This window comes from Actinomadura napierensis (genome assembly GCF_039529375.1).
Lineage (GTDB): Bacteria > Actinomycetota > Actinomycetes > Streptosporangiales > Streptosporangiaceae > Spirillospora > Spirillospora napierensis.
Genome location: NZ_BAAAMR010000071.1, coordinates 12,380 through 30,953, shown reverse-complemented (window position 1 = coordinate 30,953; position 18,574 = coordinate 12,380). Strand labels below are relative to the sequence as shown.

The 18,574-nt window shown below is 73.4% G+C and carries 12 protein-coding genes; 7 read left to right on the top strand and 5 right to left on the bottom strand.

The annotated features are described in order from the left end of the window. Positions 1 to 2: 2 nt before the first annotated feature. From ABD296_RS32370 to glf, 3 genes are read right to left on the bottom strand one after another with little or no spacing between them, the layout of a single operon-like run. Positions 3 to 872, bottom strand: a complete 870-nt coding sequence (locus tag ABD296_RS32370; RefSeq protein WP_344275905.1) for an ABC transporter permease — start codon at positions 870 to 872, stop codon at positions 3 to 5. Further along, positions 869 to 2,956 carry a glycosyltransferase gene (locus tag ABD296_RS32365; RefSeq protein ID WP_344275902.1) on the bottom strand — a complete coding sequence of 696 codons (2,088 nt, stop codon included), beginning with the start codon at positions 2,954 to 2,956 and terminating at the stop codon, positions 869 to 871. The genes ABD296_RS32370 and ABD296_RS32365 overlap by 4 nt, the downstream gene beginning before the upstream one ends. After that, positions 2,953 to 4,122: a UDP-galactopyranose mutase gene (glf, locus tag ABD296_RS32360; protein ID WP_344275899.1), complete on the bottom strand. Its 1,170-nt coding sequence runs from the start codon at positions 4,120 to 4,122 to the stop codon at positions 2,953 to 2,955. The genes ABD296_RS32365 and glf overlap by 4 nt, the downstream gene beginning before the upstream one ends. A gap of 135 nt (positions 4,123 to 4,257) precedes the next feature. Here glf and ABD296_RS32355 point away from each other — a divergent pair, with 135 nt between their 5' ends. Genes ABD296_RS32355 through ABD296_RS32340 form a run of 4 tightly spaced genes read left to right on the top strand, consistent with a single transcriptional unit; the run spans position 4,258 to position 9,380 of the window. Continuing rightward, positions 4,258 to 5,556 (top strand): hypothetical protein, encoded by a 1,299-nt coding sequence (locus ABD296_RS32355; RefSeq protein WP_344275896.1) that lies wholly within the window; start codon positions 4,258 to 4,260, stop codon positions 5,554 to 5,556. Between the two features lie 2 nt (positions 5,557 to 5,558). After that, complete coding sequence (locus ABD296_RS32350) at positions 5,559 to 6,755, top strand: hypothetical protein (protein ID WP_344275893.1); 1,197 nt, start codon at positions 5,559 to 5,561, stop codon at positions 6,753 to 6,755. Beyond that, positions 6,752 to 7,723 (top strand): glycosyltransferase, encoded by a 972-nt coding sequence (locus ABD296_RS32345; protein ID WP_344275890.1) that lies wholly within the window; start codon positions 6,752 to 6,754, stop codon positions 7,721 to 7,723. The genes ABD296_RS32350 and ABD296_RS32345 overlap by 4 nt, the downstream gene beginning before the upstream one ends. After that, positions 7,701 to 9,380 carry a glycosyltransferase family 39 protein gene (locus ABD296_RS32340; RefSeq protein WP_344275887.1) on the top strand — a complete coding sequence of 560 codons (1,680 nt, stop codon included), beginning with the start codon at positions 7,701 to 7,703 and terminating at the stop codon, positions 9,378 to 9,380. Before ABD296_RS32345 ends, ABD296_RS32340 begins: the two co-directional genes overlap by 23 nt. Here the strand turns inward: ABD296_RS32340 and ABD296_RS32335 are convergent. Next, on the bottom strand, positions 9,377 to 10,810 hold the full coding sequence (locus ABD296_RS32335) for a family 43 glycosylhydrolase (protein ID WP_344275884.1): 1,434 nt from the start codon (positions 10,808 to 10,810) through the stop codon (positions 9,377 to 9,379). The genes ABD296_RS32340 and ABD296_RS32335 overlap by 4 nt on opposite strands. Positions 10,811 to 11,041: 231 nt before the next feature. Between ABD296_RS32335 and ABD296_RS32330 the strand changes: the two genes are divergently transcribed. From ABD296_RS32330 to ABD296_RS32320, 3 genes are all read left to right on the top strand, one after another. After that, positions 11,042 to 12,604, top strand: a complete 1,563-nt coding sequence (locus ABD296_RS32330) for a sulfatase family protein (RefSeq protein ID WP_344275882.1) — start codon at positions 11,042 to 11,044, stop codon at positions 12,602 to 12,604. A gap of 55 nt (positions 12,605 to 12,659) precedes the next feature. After that, positions 12,660 to 13,784 (top strand): alpha/beta hydrolase, encoded by a 1,125-nt coding sequence (locus tag ABD296_RS32325; protein ID WP_344275879.1) that lies wholly within the window; start codon positions 12,660 to 12,662, stop codon positions 13,782 to 13,784. A gap of 112 nt (positions 13,785 to 13,896) precedes the next feature. After that, positions 13,897 to 17,265 carry a WD40/YVTN/BNR-like repeat-containing protein gene (locus ABD296_RS32320; protein WP_344275875.1) on the top strand — a complete coding sequence of 1,123 codons (3,369 nt, stop codon included), beginning with the start codon at positions 13,897 to 13,899 and terminating at the stop codon, positions 17,263 to 17,265. 100 nt (positions 17,266 to 17,365) lie between these two features. Here ABD296_RS32320 and ABD296_RS32315 read toward each other — a convergent pair whose 3' ends face one another. Beyond that, positions 17,366 to 18,460 (bottom strand): glycosyltransferase, encoded by a 1,095-nt coding sequence (locus ABD296_RS32315; RefSeq protein WP_344275873.1) that lies wholly within the window; start codon positions 18,458 to 18,460, stop codon positions 17,366 to 17,368. Positions 18,461 to 18,574 lie beyond the last annotated feature (114 nt).

Genomic DNA, 18,574 nt, shown 5'->3' with positions numbered 1-18,574 from the left:
GGCTACAGCTCCTGAGCGAAACGCTTCTGCATGCGGGCGAAGAGCACACGTCCCGCGAGGAACACCAGCACGGCCTCGGCGAGCGCGACTCCCGCGCGCTCGTACAGGTCCGGCGGGAAGGCGAAGGTCTCGTCCGTCCCCGGGTACCAGAAGGCCCGCTGGAACAGCGAGATGGCGCTGACCAGCGGGTTGGCCAGGTACAGGTCGAGGACCCAGCCGGGCGCGTGGTCCCGTACGTGCGTCCACGGGTAGATCATCGGCACCGACCAGGTGATGACGATCATCGAGATGTCCACGACCTGCTCCAGGTCGCGGAAGAAGACGTTCACCGCCGCGAAGGCCAGCCCGATGCCGAACCCGAGCACCACGATGATCGCGAGCCCGAGCGCCCCGGCGCCGAGCGCGACCGGCGACGGCCGCCACCCGGACGCGACCGACGCGACCATCACGATGAGGACCCCGGGCAGGAAGTGCACCAGCGAGACCAGCGTGGAGGCCGTGGGGAACAGCTCGCGCGGCAGGAACACCTTCCGCACGAGCGGCGCGTTCCCCGTCACCGACCGGGTCGTCGAGTGCAGCGTCTCGGTGAACAGGTTGATCAGCACCATGCCCGAGAACAGGTAGACCGGGAAGTCCTCGACCGACCGGTTCGTCCCGAGGAAGACGCCGACGACGTAGAAGTACACCGCGAACTGCACGGCCGGCCGCACGTAGGACCAGCCGAGGCCGAGGAACGACCCCTTGTAGCGGGCCCGCAGCTCCCGGCGCACGAGGAGGCGCAGCAGGTACTTGTTCCGGAAGGTCTCGCGCAGGCCGCCGCTGTCCCCCGGCGGCCGCATCGGGGCCGCCGGCCGCGGTTGCGTGATCGTCATTCCTGCGGTGACCTCGCCGGGCGCACCGGGCCGTCCTGCTCCGCGGATTCGAAGGTGCGGCGCCACGACTCCGGGGAGGCCAGCTCGTCCATGGCCACCTGGTAGCGGCCGGCCAGTTCCGGCCATTCCCGGCTGAGCCTGGCGTGCAGCACCGACGCCCGCCGAAGGATCCGCCTGAACCGCTCCGGGTCGCGCTGGTACCAGGCCACCTTGGTGCCGTCGGCCGAGGAGACCAGCGCGCTGTCGACCTGCGAGAGAAGGCCCCAGTGCCGGTCGATGTGCGGGACCACCACCTGGGGGTTGCCCTGCGCGCCCGGGTCCACCGGCCGCAGCTGCTTGACCGTGCCCAGCATCGCGCTCGCCAGCACGTTCACCTTGCCGCGCGGCGGCCTGAAGCCGCGGCCCCGCTTCGGCGGCTTGTTGCGGTGCACCGGCGGGAACTCCTCGTGGCTGGTGCGGTTCTGCGCGTCCGGGAAGGCCGCCCGGAACGCGTTGATCTCGGCCAGCTTGCCGGCGATCCCGGCGTGCATGTGCTCCGGCCCGGTCAGCACGTCCTCGATCGCCGAGAGCATCAGCTCCGCGGTCGAGTACTGCAGTGCCAGCGCGTGCTTCACCGCGATGATGAAGCTCTCCTTGACCAGGTTGCCGCCCCGTTCGTAGGGCGAGTGCAGCAGCGCGGTGACCAGCCGGTTGCGCTCGTGGAAGTAGGCCTGCCAGTCGATGCCGTCGTCCTTGTCCTGCCAGGGGACGTGCCAGGCGGCCATGCCCGGCAGGGACACGGTCGGGAAGCCTGCGGCGCCCGCCCGGACGCAGTACTCGGCGTCGTCCCACTTGATGAACATCGGCATGGACAGCCCGACCTTGCGGACGACGTCGACCGGGATCACGCACATCCACCAGCCGTTGTAGTCCACGTCGACGCGCCGGTGCAGCCAGGGGGTCTCGCGCAGGCTCCCCGAGCTGGTCTTCACGCGCGGTTTCACGCCGGCCGCCTCGACGAGCGCCTGGGCGACGGGCGCCTTGGCGAAGTCGTGCTCGCGCTTGGTGTTCGGAGCCTCCTCCCACCACCAGCGGTACTTGGCGACGACCTCGCCGTAGGCGTGCAGCTGCGAGCGGACGAACAGGTTGAACATGTGGCCGCCCACGATGGTGGGCGTGCGGGCGAAGTCGGAGAACGCGACCGCCCGCAGGATCCCCTCGGTCTCGGTCACCACGTCGTCGTCGAGGAGCAGGACGTAGTCGCTGGTCCCGGCCTGGAGCGTCTCGTCCATCGCGCGGGAGAAGCCCCCGGACCCGCCGAGGTTCGCCTGCTCGATCACCTGCAGCCGGGCGCCGAGCGCGTCGGCGGCCGCCGCGAACCTGCCGTCGTCGCGCACCTTCTGGTCGCCCTGGTCGACGACGTAGACCCGGTCCACCACGTCGAGCACCTCGCCGGCGCCACCGAGGGCGAGGAGCTGGTCCACGCAGAACGACGGGCGGTTGAAGGTGGTGATGCCGAGGCTCACCCGGCCCTGCCGGACGTACCCGCCGCCCGTCCCCGGAGCCGCGCACCAGTCGGCCCGCTCCAGCACGGCGTCCCGCTCTCCGGCCAGGATGTCCATCCAGTACCAGCCGCCGTCGATGAACGGGCGCAGGCTGAGGGAGAACGTCTCCTCCTGGGAGGCCTCCGAGTCGATCTTGACGGAGGCGACCCGCTGCACATGCCCCTTGGAGCTGGAGCGGTAGACGATCACGGTGCCCTCGCCGCGGGCGCGCACGCGCAGCACGACGTCCTCGACCGACGTCCAGCGCCGCCAGTAGCTCGCCGGGAAGGCGTTGAAGTAGGTGGCGAACGAGACCCGCCGTCCGACCGGCACGACCAGGCTGCGGCGGCCGACGCCGTCGCCCGGCGCGCCCGTGGCGGCGGCCTCCACCTCGGTGGAGGCGGCGAGCGCCTCGGCGCCGCGCGCGATCTCCCCCTCGACGTACAGCTTCAGCACGTCCAGATCGCGGTCCACCGGCATCACGACGCGCTGCAGGACGCGCAGCGGCTCGTCCTCGCCGCCCGTCCCGGCCGCGCGGCCCGCCCCTGTCTGATCGGTCACTCGTCCTCGCCTCCGTTGATGAGACGCGCACCCTCGGCGAAATGGGGACGCAACTGGTTGTCGATCATGTTCAAAGCGCTCGCGATCGCCATGTGCATGTCGAGGTACTTGTAGGTCCCGAGCCGCCCGCCGAACAGCACGCCGCTCTCGCCCCGGGCGAGCTCGCGGTAGGCCAGCAGGCGGGCGCGGTCCGCCGCCGTGTTGATCGGGTAGTACGGCTCGTCGCCGCGGGCGGCGAAGCGCGAGTACTCCCTCATGATCACGGTCTTGTCCGCGGGGTAGCGGTCCCGTTCGGGGTGGAAGTGGCGGAACTCGTGGATCCGCGTGTAGGGCACGTCCTCGTCGGCGTAGTTCATCACCGGGGTGCCCTGGAAGTCGCCGGTCGGCTTGACCTCCATCTCGAAGTCCAGCGTCCGCCAGCCGAGGTCGCCCTCCACGTAGCCGAAGTAGCGGTCCAGCGCGCCGGTGTAGACGACCGGCACGTTGCCGACGACGTCGTCGCGCATGTCGAAGAAGTCGGTGTCCAGCCGCACCTCGATCCGCGGGTGGTCGGCCATCCGCTCCAGCCAGGCCGTGTAGCCGTCGGCCGGCAGCCCCTCGTACACGTCGTTGAAGTAGCGGTTGTCGAAGGTGTACCGGACCGGCAGCCGCGTGATGATCTCCGCCGGCAGGTCCCGGGGGTCGGTCTGCCACTGCTTGGCCGTGTAACCGCGGATGAACGCCTCGTACAGCGGCCGGCCGATCAGCGAGATCGCCTTCTCCTCCAGGTTGGACGGCGCCGTCACCTCGGCGGCCTGCCCGGAGATCAGCTCCCGGGCCTCGTCCGGGGTGAAGGCGCGGCCGAAGTACTCGCAGATGGTGCCGAGGTTGATCGGCAGCGAGTAGACCCGCCCCTTGAAGGTCGAGTAGACCCGGTGCCGGTAGCCGGTGAAGGAGGTGAACCGGTTGACGTACTCCCACACCCGCCTGTTGGAGGTGTGGAAGAGGTGCGCGCCGTACCGGTGGACCTCGATGCCCGTCTCCGGCTCGTCCTCGCTGTAGGCGTTGCCTCCGATGTGCCCACGGCGGTCGAGCACCAGGACGCGCAGGCCGAGGTCGGCCGCGCACCGTTCGGCGACCGTCAGTCCGAAGAACCCGGAACCGGCCACCACGAGATCTATGTTCACTGGACGGCGTCCATCCCCGTGTGGGAGAGCGGAAGAACCCAGCTGCGCAGAAAGGCATCAGCCGGGCCAATGGTACGGAATGGGGCTAAGATACCCGGCGTTCGGTCGGCACTGAGGCAGGAATCAAGGAACGCGGTGGCATCCCCCACTTCCGAGAGCGCGACGCAGAGCGCGCGCCCCGCGGTCTTCCTGCACGTCGGAGCGGCCAAGAGCGGGACGACGTATCTGCAGAACGTGCTGTGGCACAACCGCGACCGGCTGCGCAGGCACGGCTTCAGCTACCCCGGCGAGGACCCCGCCGCCCACGTCAGGGCGGCCTTCGACCTCCGCCGGACCTTCTTCCGCGACGCCTCCGACCCCTCGACGCGCGGCGCCTGGCACGAGCTGGTCGCCGAGGCGCGCGACTGGCCGGGCACCACGATCATCTCGCAGGAGCTGTTCGCCCCCGCCCGGGTCCGCTACGTGCGGGAGGCCATGGCCGACCTCGCATTCGCCGACGTCCACGTCGTCTTCACCGTGCGCGATCTCGGCCGGCAGATACCGGCGCACTGGCAGGAGGACGTCAAGAACCGGTTCACCACGTCGTTCGACGACTTCGTGGCCGCGCTGCGGCGCGCGGACTGGCGCAGCTTCGAGACCGCCCGGCTGTTCTGGGGGCTCCAGGACCCCGTCGCGGTGCTCGCCCGCTGGGGCGTGGAACTGCCCCCCGAGCGGGTCCACCTCGTCACGCTCCCCCCGCCCGGCGCCCCCCGCGACCTGCTGTGGCAGCGCTTCTGCACGGCCGTCGGCCTGTCGCCTTGGCGGTACGACCTCTCCGGCTCGTTCTCCAACCCCTCGCTCGGCCTGGCCGAGACGCTGTTCCTGCGGGACCTCAACGAGTCCCTCGACGAACGCGTGGGATGGCATGTCTACAACGACCAGGTCAAGCTGTTCCTCGCCCAGCAGGTGCTGACCGCCAGGCGCTCCCCCACCAAGATCGCCCTGTCCGCCGACGACCTGATGTGGGCGACCGACCGCGCCATCGAGAGCGTCGAGCAGCTGCGCGCGGCCGGCTACCACGTGGTGGGCGACCTCTACGACCTGGTCCCCACCGCCTCCCGGGGAAAGCGCGGCGCCCGCCCGTCCACCGGGCCGTCCGGGGCCGAGATGGCCGACGTCGGCACCGACGCGGTCACCGCGCTGCTGCAGCGCCTCCTGGAGGTGGAGCAGAAGGGCGCGCCGGTCGGCGGCTCCGCGGTGCCGGTCCCCGAACGCATCGACCTGCTGCGCGAGGAGACCGCGGAACTGGCGGAGTACACCGCCGCACTGGTCCGGGACGCGGCGCCGCTGTCCGCGCGGGCCGCCGAACGCTACCCGGCCGTCCGCCAACTGCGCGGCGCCTACCGCCGGATCCAGCGCGGCGGCCGATCCGACGTCGAGACGAACACGGGGTGACCATGGGCGGGGACCGACCCGGCAAGACCGTCTACCTGCACGTCGGAGCGCCGACCGCCGGCACGGCGTTCCTCCACGACGCGCTGTGGGCCAATCGCCGGCGCCTCGGCGACGCCGGCGTCTGCTACCCCATCGCGGGCCCGATGGAGCACTTCGGCGCGGTCATGGACCTGCGCGAGATGAGCTGGGGCGGGCACCGCGACCCGGCCTGGGCCGGCGCCTGGGACCGCATGGCGGAGCGCGTCCACGACTGGGACGGGCACACCGCGGTCTTCTCCCAGGGCCTGCTCGGCGGCGCGACCGAGCACCAGGCCAAGCGGGCCGTGGCGGCGCTCGAACCGGCCGAGGTGCACGTGGTGTTCGCCACCCGCGACCTGGGCTGGCAGCTGATCTTCGACTGGCAGGAGCAGATCAGGCACACGCACACGATCACCTTCGAACGGTTCGTCGACGACCTGATCACCCTCGGCGCGGCGGCCCCGGAACCGTACGGGGAGATGTTCTGGGGGCTGCACGACGCCGTCCGGGTCCTGCGGACCTGGGAGTCGGTGGTGCCCAAGGAGCGCATCCACGTCCTCACCGTGCCGCCGCCCGGGGAGCGCCCCGGCCTGCTGTGGGACCGCTTCAGCGCGCTGACCGGCATCGACGCCGGCACCTGCGACGTCGGCGGGATCGCCGAGGAGGAGCCGCTCTCGGTGATCGAGGCGGAACTGCTGCGCCGGCTCAACGAGAAGATCGCCCCGGCGCTGGGCGGCGACTACGAGCGGCTCGTCCGGGACCACCTCATCGGGCACGGGCTCACCGAGGGGACCGACGACACCGGCCGCACCCGTATGGGACTGCCCGCACGGCACGCCGCCTGGGCCGCCGAACGGACCCGCGAACTCGCCGGGTCGCTGCGCGCCTCCGGCTACCGGGTGGCCGGCGACCTGGACGAGCTGGCCACCTCCCGGCACCCGGAGCAGGTCCTGCTGCCGGGCGACGTGCCGGAGGAGCTGGTCGCATCGGCGTCCGTCGGCGTCGCCGCCGCGCTGCTCCGGGAACTGGCCAGGGCGAACGAGCGCATCGGGCTCGCCCACCTGCAGGGCGAGCTCGCCGACGTCCGGCAGAACCTGGACCGCCTGGTGCAGGCGCCGGCCGCGGCGCCGCCCGCGCTGGAGCGCGCCGCCCGCCGCGCCACCGGCCGGCGCGGCCTGTGACCGGGGGTCCGGCGGGCGGTACCGCCGCGTCCGTCACCGCCGTGGTCGTCACCTACAACCGGCGCTCCCTGCTGGAGGAGGCGCTGGCCGCGCTCGCCGGCCAGTCCCGTCCGCCGGACCGCGTCGTCGTCGTCGACAACGCCTCCTCGGACGGCAGCGCGGACGTCGTGGCGCGCGGCTTCCCGGACACCGACCTGCTGGTCCTGCCGCGCAACATCGGCGGGGCGGGCGGTTTCGGCGCCGGTATGGCGCACGCTCTGGAGGCCGGAACCGATCTGCTCTGGCTGCTGGACGACGACACCGTCCCCGAGCCGGACGCGCTCGGCGAACTCCTGGCCGCCCGCGACCGGGCGACGGGCCCGGACGGACCGCCGGCCCTCGTGGCCAGCCGCGTCGTGTGGACCGACGGCCGCGACCATCCGATGAACACCCCGCGCGCCAAGCCCCGCACCCCGCCCGCGGAGCGGGAGATCGCGCGGGCGGCCGGCTGCGTCCCGGTCCGCTCCGCGTCCTTCGTCTCCGTCCTGGTGGACGCGGCCTCGGTGCGGGAGCGCGGGCTGCCCGTCGCCGACTACTTCCTGTGGAACGACGACTTCGAGTTCACCACCCGGCTGCTGCGCGGCCGCCGCGGGGTGCTGTGCCCGCGCAGCGTCGTCGTCCACAAGACCAAGGAGTTCGGCGGGGCGGACGCCGACCCGGGCGACCGCTTCTTCTACGAGGTGCGCAACAAGATCTGGCTGTTCAGCGGCAGTCCGGGGCTCGCACCGCCGGAACGCGTGCTGTACGCGGGGTCCACGCTCAGACGCTGGACCCGGACCTTCGCCGGATCCCGGGACCGGGCGGTGCTGCGCCGCGCCATGCTGCGCGGCCTGCGCGACGGCCTGCTCACCCGCCCGAAGCCGACCGCCGACCTGCTGCGCGAGGTCGGAGTGGAGGTCCCATCCGATGACGAGCCTCGCCCTCGATAGCCCGGCGCGCGACGAGACGGCGCGCCCGGAGCGGCGGCTCGCCCGGTGGGCGGTGCCGCTGGTTCCGGCGGCCGCCGCGCTCGCCATCAGCCTGGTCTACCTCGGCCGGCCCTCGTTCTGGCTGGACGAGGCGGCCACGCTCAGCGCGACGGGCCGCCCGGTCGGGCAGATGCTGCGCCTGTTCCACAACCTCGACCTCGTGCACGCCTTCTACTACCTGGGCATGAAGGCGTGGGTCGCGGTCTTCGGCGCCGGCGAGACGGCGCTGCGCCTGCCGAGCGCGCTGGCGACCGCGGTGGCGGCCGGGGGCGTCGCGCTGATCGGGCGGCGCTGCGCCGGGCCGATGGCCGGGCTGCTGGCCGGACTGGTGTACGCGGGATCCATTCCCGTCGCGTCCTTCGCGCATGAGGCCCGCTCGTACGCGATGGTGGCCGCGGTCGCGGTGCTGGCCACCTATCTGCTCATCCGGGGCGTCCACCCGCGGGAGCGGCATCCGTGGCGCTGGTTCGCGGGGTACGGGCTCGCGATCCTCCTGCTCGGTCTCCTGCACCTCGACAGCGTCCTGCTGCTGCCGGCGCACGGTGCGACGCTCCTGGTGGCGCGCTCCAAGGCCCGCCGGTCGTGGTTGCGCTGGACGGTCTGCGGCGGCCTGGCCGGCGTCCTTCTCCTCCCGCTCGCGCTGACGGCGCACACCCAGGCCGACCAGGTCGCCTGGCTGCCCCGGCCGACGTGGACGCTCGTCTGGCAGCTGGTGAAGTTCATGGTCGGCGGCCGGGATCTGCTCTGGCCGACCCTGGTGCCGGTGCTCGCCGGCGCCTTCGTCGGCCTCCGGACGCGCGGTGCGGACGCCGTGGAGGGCTCGGACGGCGCCGAAGGCCAGCACGGTGCCCGGCGCCGCGCCGACGGGTCCAGCGTCCCGCTCACCGTCCTCACGCTGCCCTGGCTGGTCGTGCCGTCGGCCCTGCTGCTCCTCGCGTCGCTAGTGGCCGACCCCATGTTCATGTTCCGCTACGTACTGTTCTGCGTGCCCGCCCTGTCACTGCTCATGGGGGCCGGGCTGGCCGCGATCGCCGCCATCGGCCGTCCGTGGGTTGGCGGCGCCCTGCTCGCGGTGGCGGTCGCGGTGCTGGTCGTCCCGTCCGTGCAGCCGCAGACCGCCCTACGGCGGCACGACGCCAAGCTCGACGACATGCGCACCGCCGCGGAGATCGTGCGCCGCCAGGCGCACCAGGGAGACCCGATCGTCTATCTCAACGGTGTCGTCCGCTGGGACGCGGGCGCCTATCCGGACGCCTTCGGCCGCCTGCGAGACATCGGGATGGCCGAGGACCCGGTGCACGCGGGCAACTTCTCCGGCATCGACAAGGCCCCCTGGCAACTGCGCGGCCCGCTCATTCATTCCGACCGGGTGTGGATGATGCGCACCAGAGCCATCAACGAGAACCCCGGGCCGCTGGTGGACCGGCGGCTGAAGATGATCCAGGCCACCGGCCCCTGGCGGATCGCGGGCAACTGGCGGTTCAAGGGCGGACGGCTCATCCTGTACGTGCGGACCGGCCCGTACCGGGCTCCGTCGAAGGCGCACCCGAAGGGGGCGCCCGCCACGCCGCAGCGGGCCCTGCCGAAGCCGCGCCGCACCGTCCCCGCGAAGCCCTAGCGGATCTCGAGGTAGTCGACCTGGCCCTGCCCGTCGACCCGCATCAGGCTGAGCGTGTTCCAGCCCGCGTTCAACGTCGCCTCCACCGCGGCGGACGCCCAGTCCGCGTCCTTGGTCCCGCGCAGCGTGAACGTCGCGCCCGCGAGGCCGTTCGCCGAGAACTCCAAGTGGGAGTCCTCGCCCGACCGGTTGGCGTATCCGATCCGCACCGAATAGCGCCCGCCGGCAGGCGCGAACACCGGGACGTCGAGGCGGCAGCCGTTGCGGTCGAACGGGCCGACGGCCGAGCCGCCCGACGCCTCCGGCCGCCGGAGCACGGAGACGCAGCCGTTCAGCCGTCCCCGCTCGGCCTCGTACCGGACGGGCACTCCCCGCAGGACCGGCCGGGAACCGTCCCAGCCGAGCGCGGCCACGTACATGCCGCGGTCCACCGTCGACCCTCCGTGGTGCTTCAGGATCCCGTGGAACACCAGATGGTCGCCGGTCTCGTCGCTGAGGACGTCCGCGCTGCCCGGGCCCTCGACCGCCCCCCGGTACGCGCCGGTGGACTGCAGCGGCCACGGCGACTTCTGGTACGGGCCCTGGAGGGACGCCGCGACCGCATAGCGGGTCTGGTAGTCGGATTTGAAGTACCAGCCGGCCGAGTAGAACAGCACGTACTTGCCGCCGCGGCGCACCAGGTCGGGCGCCTCCACCAGCACGGGCTCGCTCCTGTCATGGCCGATGAGGCGCTTGGCCGGCCCGTTCACGCGCAGCCCGTCCGCGGTGAGCGGGACGAGGTAGATCGCCGCCGTCTTCCTGGCGTCGCTCTTGTAGAGCAGGTACCGCGTCCCGTCCGTCTCGATGTAGGAGGACGGGTCGATGGCGCCGCCGAGGTCGAGCGGGCACACCAGCGGCGGGCCGTCGACCGGGACGAACGGCCCGGCCGGCGAGATCGAGGTCGCGACGCCGATGCACTGGACGTCGCGGTCCCGGCGGGCGGCGGAGAAGTAGAGGACGTACATGCCCGACCCCTGCCGCGGCGGCACGACCTCGGGGGCCCAGGTCCGCCCCTCCTCCGCCCAGGACGGGAGCCGTGCGAGGCCGTCGCCGGGCGAGCGGGTCCACGGGCCGGCCGGCGAGGGCGCGGTCGCCACGGGCATCGTCGCGTCGCCGTTGTTGGTGCCGTAGGCGTAGTACCGGTCCGCCGCCTTGATCACCGTCGGGTCGGCGAACCATCCGTCGAGCACCGGCTCGACGGGCGAGTAGCCGGGCGGGGTGATCGGCGTCTGGGCGCCGGCGGGGGTGGGCGGCGGTGTCGACGCGCGCGGCCGCGGGACGGACGAACGTCCCGGCCCCGCTCCGGGTGCCGGCCCGGCCGCGCCCGGCAGGCATGAGGCGGCCATCACCACGACCAGCGCCACGACGGCGCTGATCACGGTTCCGCCCACCAGTGGCGCCGACAGCCCGCGCTCTCGCAGAACCCCGCCCTCCCTCACCCGTCCTCCGCATGATGCCAACAAGGCGCATCGAACCGCGAACTGGCGCCAAGTGCACGAATCGCCACAGGGCTCGTTACCCTTGCAGGCCGGACCTCTGATCATCTATCGCCGGCGCACGCCGTGACACGGGCATCGCGGCCGGGCGCGAGGCGCCCGCGCACCGGGAGGGAAGGGCGGACAGTGACCCGACAACGGCGGCTCCGCCCGCGTGTGCGGCCGGGCCGGCCCCGGCCGGCGCGTCCGCGGGGACGCGCGGCGGCCGTCCTGCTGTGCCTCCTCGCCGCGTTCGTGGCGAGCGGTTGCAGCGATCGGGCCGCGCCCGGCGCCGTCCAGGGCAAGCGAACGGCCACGCCGGCCGCGGCGAAGAAGCCGAACATCATCTTCGTGCTCACCGACGACCTGTCGTGGAACCTCGTCGCGCACATGGCGCAGGTGCAGAAGATGCAACGGGACGGCCTGACGTTCGACGAGTTCTTCATGGCGGACTCGCTGTGCTGCACATCCCGGGCGACCATCCTCACCGGGCGCTACCCGCACAACACCAAGGTCCGCACCAACTTCCCGCCCCTCGGCGGGTACCAGGTCTTCAAGCAGAACGGCGGGGAGCAGAACGCGTTCGGCCCCGCGCTGCAGAAGGCCGGGTACCGCACCGCGTTCCTCGGCAAGTACATGAACGGCTACCAGCCCGACGACAAGCAGGGCGGGGCGCGGCCGTACGTGCCGCCCGGGTGGAGCGAGTGGTACGTCGCCGGCAACGGCTACCCCGAGTACGGATACAACCTGAACGAGAACGGCCGCCTCGTCTCCTACGGCCACCGGCCGCAGGACTACCTGACCGACGTCCTGGCGAACAAGGGCACCGACTTCGTGCGGCGTGCGGGCGGCTCGTCCCAGCCGTTCTTCATGGAGATCTCGACGTTCGCGCCGCACGGCCCGTTCGTGTCCGCGCCCAGGTACGCCAAGAGCTTCCCCCACCTGAAGGCACCGCGGTCGCCGTCGTTCAACGAGAAGGACATCAGCGACAAGCCGTCCTGGCTGCGCAAGCACCCCAAGCTCGGCAAGGGCGCGATCGCCCGGATCGACGAGGGGTTCCGCGACCGGGTCCGCATGGTCCAGTCGGTGGACGACATGATCGGCCGGATCCGCGGCGAGCTGGCGACGCTCGGCATCGACCGCGACACCTACGTGGTCTTCGGCTCGGACAACGGCTTCCACATGGGCGAGCACCGGCTGGCCGGCGGCAAGATGACGGCGTTCGACATCGACATCCACGTCCCGTACATCGTCACCGGGCCGGGGGTCGGCGCGGGCCGCCACGTCGGCGAGTTCGCGCAGAACACCGACCTCGCGCCGACGTTCCTCGGCATGGCCGGGCTGCCCGCGCCCGCCGGCACCGACGGCCGGTCGCTGGTCCCGTTCCTGCGCGGCGGGAAACCGGCCGGCTGGCGGCAGGCGGCGCTGGTCGAGCACGTCAAACCCGCACCCTCGCCGGACGACCCGGACCGGCAGGACTCCGCGCCCGGAGCGCCGACGACTTACAACGCGATCCGCACCGGCGACGCGCTCTACGTCGAGTACGCCGACGGCGAGCACGAGTACTACGACCTGAAACACGACCCCGACGAGCTGCGCAACATCGCCGCGCAGTTGCCCGAGCAGCGGCGGCGGGAGCTGTCGAACCAGCTGTACGCGTTCGTGCACTGCTCTGGCGACGGGTGCGCCGCCGCGGGGCAGACCGGGTGAGCGGAGCCGTCCGATCCACCGGGAAGAACGGCCCGACGAGGGGGGAACACGTTCCATGCAGCTGACCAGCACGGCCTTCGTCGTCCTCGTCTGCCTGCTCGCCGTGGCGGCGCTGGCGGGGACGCTGTGGGCGCTGCCGAGGATCGGCGGCCGCGGGTTCGGCGCACAGGCCGCTCGGGCCGGGCTGCTGGCCGGCTGCCAGCTGTTCATCACGCTGGCCCTCGTCACGGGGATGAACGCCTACTTCGTCTTCTACGCGAGCTGGAACGACCTGTTCGGGCGGCTGGACGGGCCGGTCGCCGTGCAGAGCCTCAAGGCCGGCGCGGGCGCCTGGGCCGGCGGCCCGCTGCCGCACACCGTCTCGCCGCTGTCGGTGAAGCAGGGCCTGCACGACCCGTCCCGTGACGGGCAGCTGGAGCAGACGACGATCCACGGCGCGCGCACGGGCCTGCAGGTGCAGGCCTTCGTGTACCTGCCGCCGCAGTACTTCCAGCCGCAGTTCAAGGACCGCAGGTTCCCGGTGGCGCTCGTCCTCGCCGGGTACCCGGGCGACCCGCGCGGCATCATCGAGCGGCAGGCGATGGTGAAGCTCGCCGCGAAGGACATGCGCAACGGAACGATCCAGCCGACGGTCTACGTCATCACCCGGACGATGGTCGCCCCGCCCCGCGACACCGAGTGCACCGACGTGCCGAGCGGGCCGCAGTCCCTGGCGTTCTTCGCCCAGGACGTGCCGAAGGCACTGAGCGCGACCTACCGGCTGTCGGCCGACGAGCGCGGCTGGGGCGTGATCGGCCAGTCGACCGGCGGCTACTGCGCCGTCAAGCTCGCCATGATGCACTCGGACCGGTTCGTCGCGGGGGCCTCGCTCGGCGGCTACCTGCACGCGATCAAGGACGCGACGACCGGCGAGCTCTACGGGGGCAGCGCGGCCGTCCGCAACGACAACGACCTGTTGTGGCGGGCCCAGCACCTGCCGCCCCCGCCCACCTCCGTCCTGCTGGCCTCCAGCAAGGTCGAGAAGGGGTACCGGCAGGCGCAGCAGTTCATCAAGCTGGCGAAGCCGCCGCTGCGGGTGGACACCCTGTTCCCGTCCGACGGCGGCCACAACTTCGGCACCTTCACCCGGCTGACGCCCGAGATCATGAGGTGGATGAACGGGCGGCTGAAGGCCGGATGACGGCGGCCGGGGTCCGCAACACGGACCCTCGGCGCGAATGCGCCATTATCATCGCTCACGACCATCGGACACGCGGGCGACGTGTACGGGACCTGAGGCTGGGAGTGCGGGCGTGACTTCGACCGGAAAGCAGGATGGCGACCACGGTCCCGGTGAGGGCGGGGTCGAGCGTCCCGAAGCCGGGCGGCCCGGGCAGGCGCCGCCGCCTCCGCAGTGGCTGAACGAGCCCGGCGGGACCGGGCCGTCCGGCGCCGCGCCGCCGCTGCCGGAGCCGGCCGTCCAGCCGCCGCCGTTCGGCGAGCCGCTTCCCGAGCCGCCGGACGACGAGTCCGACCGGACGATCAGCGACATCGACATCAGCGGCACCATGCGCACGCAGGTGTTCTCGCCGGGCGGCCAGGCCCCCGGCGCGGGCGGCGAGTCCGCGCGCCCGGCGCTGCCGCCGTTCCCCGGCGCGCCCGGCGCCGAGCCCCCCGGCGGCGCGGTGGGCGACCGGACCATCCTGGACGCCTCCGACTGGCTCGGGAGCGCCGACGACGACGATGACGACGCGGACGTCACCCGCGTCGAGCGCCCCGCCGCCCACCGGCCCCAAGCGCCGGCGCAGCCGCCCGTCCAGCCTCCCGTGCAGCAGCAGCAGCAGCCGCCGCCCGCTCCGCAGCCCCCCGCGCCGTCCCCGCAGCCGCCCGCGCCGTTCCCCTTCGCCCAGGACATCCCCGGCACGCCGCCCGCGCCTGCACCCGAGCCGTTCCCGTTTGCTCAGAACATCCCCGGCACGCCGCCGGCGCCCGCGCCGGAGCCGTTCCCGTGGGCGCAGGAGATGCCCGGCAACCCGCAGGCCGCGCTGCCGCCGACGCCACACGCGCCGGCCCAGCCCGCGCCGCCGCAGCCGGGTCCGCAGCCGCCCGCACCCGAACCGTTCCCCTGGGCGCAGCAGATCCCGGGCGTACCGTCGCCCGCGGCGCCCGCACCCGAACCGTTCCCGTACGCGCAGGAGATCCCGGACGGCCCGCCCGCGCCGGCCGCCCCGGAACCCTTCCCGTACGCGCAGGACATCCCGGGCGTGCCGTCACCCGCGCTCCCCCACCCGTCGAACGGCGTGCAGCCCGTCGCGCCCCCGCCGGTGATCGACGAGCCGTGGCGCACGCCCGCGCAGGGCGGCAAGCGCGACCGGACCCGCAGAAACCTCAAGAAGCCGCTGCTCATCGGCGTCGCCGCGGTCGCCGTGGCGGCGCTGGTCGGCGGCGGCGTCGTGCTCGTGCCACGGCTGGTCGGCGGGAGCGATGACGCGGACGCCGGCGACGGCGGCGGCGCCAAGCTGGCGGGTGCGCTGTTCCCGGTGAACCGTTCGGCCCAGACCGACGGCCGCGACCAGCAGATCACCGGTGTCGCGGCCGTCGGGTCGACCGTCGTCGCGGTCGGCGGCGAGTCCGATCAGGCAAGCGCGCGCGGCCTCTTCCTGGTCTCCGCCGACGGCGGACGCACGTTCAAGCCCGCCGCGCTCAAGGGCACCGGCGACGCCGTTCCCGCACCGGGCGACGTACCCGCCGCGGTCGGCGGCTCGTCGCACGGCTGGGTCGCCGTCGGCACCCGGGCCGGCGGCGGCGCCGTCTGGACGAGCACCGACGGGCGCGCCTGGACCAGGCAGCCCGACCCCGTCGGGGACGTCTTCGGGCGGCACAGCCGCGTGCAGCGGATCGTCGGCACCGACTCCGGTTTCCTGGCGATAGGCGAGCGGAGCCAGAAGGGCGACTTCAGCGACGCGGTCCCGGTCGTCTGGCTGTCCGCTGACGGGCGCCGCTGGGAGGCCCGCGCGGCCGACCAGATCGGCCTCGACGTCGAGAACGCGAAGTTCTCGCTGGTCGAGGCGGCCGCCGGCGGCAAGGTGATCCTGCTGGAGGCGCTCATCACCCCCAAGGGCGGCAAGCAGGGCCCCTACCGCAAGGTCTGGCGTTCCGAGGACGGCGGCCGGACGTGGGCGGTCTCGGAGGTTCCGGTGCCGAAGGGCAGCCGCGGCCTGGTGATCGGCGGCGGCCCGGCCGGCTTCGTCGCGGTGCGCGAGGTCACGGCGTCCGGCGCGCCGGCCGGCCAGGCGTTCGTCTCCAAGGACGGCGGCAGCTGGACCAAGGCCGGCACGCTGAGCACGAGCGGCTACCGGCGGACCAGCCAGCTGCTGGTCGACGAGCGGGGCTACGCGGCCGTCGTCGTCCGCGGCCGCGACGTGCTGGTGTCGCGGAGCGCGGACGGGCGGAGCTGGCAGGACGCGGGGACGTCGGAGTCCAAGGCCGGGCGCAGGCTCACGGCGGCGGCGCTGGCCGGCGAGCAGACGGTGGTCGTCGGCAGCGAGCCCGGCGGCGGCGACACCGACCCGCTGCTGAGCGTCTGGGACGCGCGCGGCACCGCGATCCCGGTCGATCTGACGAAGGTGCCCGGCGCTCTCCGGCCCGACCACACGGTGCAGGACGTCAGCGCGGCCGGCGGCCTCACCGTCGCCGTGGGCAGCGCGTCCGGCGACGCCGACGTCTGGACGTCCAAGGACGGCGCCTCCTGGCGGGAGGCACAGGGGCTCGGGGCGGCGTTCACCCGGCCCGGACCGCAGCGTCTCACCGACGTGACCGACGGGAAGGCCGGCTGGCTGGCGGTCGGCTACGACCAGGCGTCGCCGCGCCGCCCGCTCGTCGTCACCTCGGCGGACGGGGCGGCCTGGCGGGCCGCCGACGCCGCCGCCCCGTTCGCCGCGAACAAGAACGGGGTGCCGGTCACGGCCGCCGCCGCGAGCGGCCCGGCGGGGTACGTGATCGTCGGCACCGAGGGCCCGTCGGCGGCGACCTGGTTCTCCGCGGACCTGAAGAACTGGGAGCGCGGCAGGAGCGCCGCCCCGAACGCCCTGGAGGGCCGGGCGGGAGCCGGCCACTGGATGCTGGACGTCGCCGCCGGCTCCTCGGGCTACATCGCCGTCGGAGGCGGCCACGGCGGTAGCGGCAACCGTCCGAACGTGTGGACCTCGCCGGACGGCAAGCAGTGGACGCTGCAGGAGCTCCAGCTTCCCGGCGGCGTGCAGGAGGGGCACTTCACCCACGTCGCGGTCAAGGGCACCACGGTCGTCGCCACCGGGATCGCGGCGACCGGGAAGGGGCTGGGCTGGCTCGGTTACGTGTCGGCCGACTCGGGCCGGACCTGGCGGCCGCTGCCCGCGCCCGGCGGCGGGACGAACCTCACGGTGACGGCCCTCACGGCCACGCCGAAGGGCTTCGCCGCCACCGGGACGACCGGCGAGCCGGGCGCGACGGACGTGGTGTCGTGGACGTCGGCGGACGGCTCGTCGTGGAAGGCGACGACCCCGTCCGGCAAGGGGCTCTCGGGCGAGGGCGACCAGCGGATCACCGGGCTGGGCGTGGCCGGGAACTCCCTGCTCGGCGTCGGTGACACCGTCGCCCAGAGCGGTGAGCAGCCCGTCCTGTGGAGCCGTCCCGTTCCGTAGGAGGCCGGCCTCGTCCCGTGGAAGTGCGGAGGCGGGGGCGGTGACGACCGGGGCCCGCGCGGGTCCCGGTCTCGGCGCGCTCCTTACCGAGGCGGTGCGGTCAGCCTTCCCTCGGGTCGGCGGTCGTCGGGTCCTGCGCGCCGTAGGCGGGCCAGATGTCGTAACCCGTCTGGACGTCGTCGTCGGGACGCGCGTGCCGCGGCCGGTACCTCGGCCCGTCGGGGACCGTCATCGTCGGGTCGGAGCCGGACGCGACCGGGTCGCGGAGCGTCACCTCCGGGTCGGGGACGGGCATGCTGGGCAGCCGGGCCGCGGCGTTCGCGGCGGCCGCCTCGGCGGCCTCGGCCGCCTTCGCCGCGTTGCGGCGGGCGCCGTACGGGGCGACGAGCATCCGGTAGAACGGGCGCCGGATCGGGGTGGGCACGAGGCGGTATCCGCCCCGGACGATGACGTTGCGCACGTACTGGCGCCGCGAGATGAAGCCCTCCGCGAGCATCTCGCGCTGCAGCCGCAGTTCCGACTGGAGCAGCTCGCGGCCGCCGCGCCGGTGGTAGGCGCCGTCGCCGACGCGGTAGTAGACGAGGGGTTCGGCGACGTTCACCAGGCGGGCGCCGGCGGCGATCATCCGGACGAACAGCCAGTAGTCCTCCATCAGCGGCAGGTCGCCGTAGCCGCCGGCGGCGATGACGGCGCTGCGCCGGTAGACGACCGTCGGATGGTTGAACGGGTCGTGCAGCCGCGAGTAGCGGACGATGTCGCCGGGGTCGCTCGGCGGGATGCGGCGGCCGACGACGTCGCCGGTGTCCCGGCCGAACTCCAGCAGCCCCGCGCCGACCAGTTCCGCGCCCTGCCGCACCAGCGGGACCTGCAGCTCGAAGCGGTGCGGCATCGCGATGTCGTCGGCGTCCATCCGCGCGACGATGTCGTGCCGGGCGGCCTGCAGTCCCGCGTCCAGGGCCGGGCCGAGGCCCCGGTTGACCTCCAGGTGGACGAACGTCACCTCGACCGGGCTGGTCGCCACGATCTCCTTCAGCGCCACGGCGATCTCCGGCGGGACCGGGCCGTCCTGGACCAGCACCACCTGGTCGGGGCGGAGCGTCTGGTCGTCGACCGCGCTGCGGAAGGCGTCCCGGACGTACTCTTCCCGGTCACCGCCGTAGACGGTCATCAGAAGGGTGAAGGGTTCGGGCTGCATCGGTCCGTTTCCGGGTGGGGCCGTGGCGGCCGTCGGAGCGCGAGCCGCGGCGGGGGCGTGGCCCGGGAGCGGCTCCTCGGGGGTGCTGGGGTCGGGCGGGGGGCGGGTCGGTGA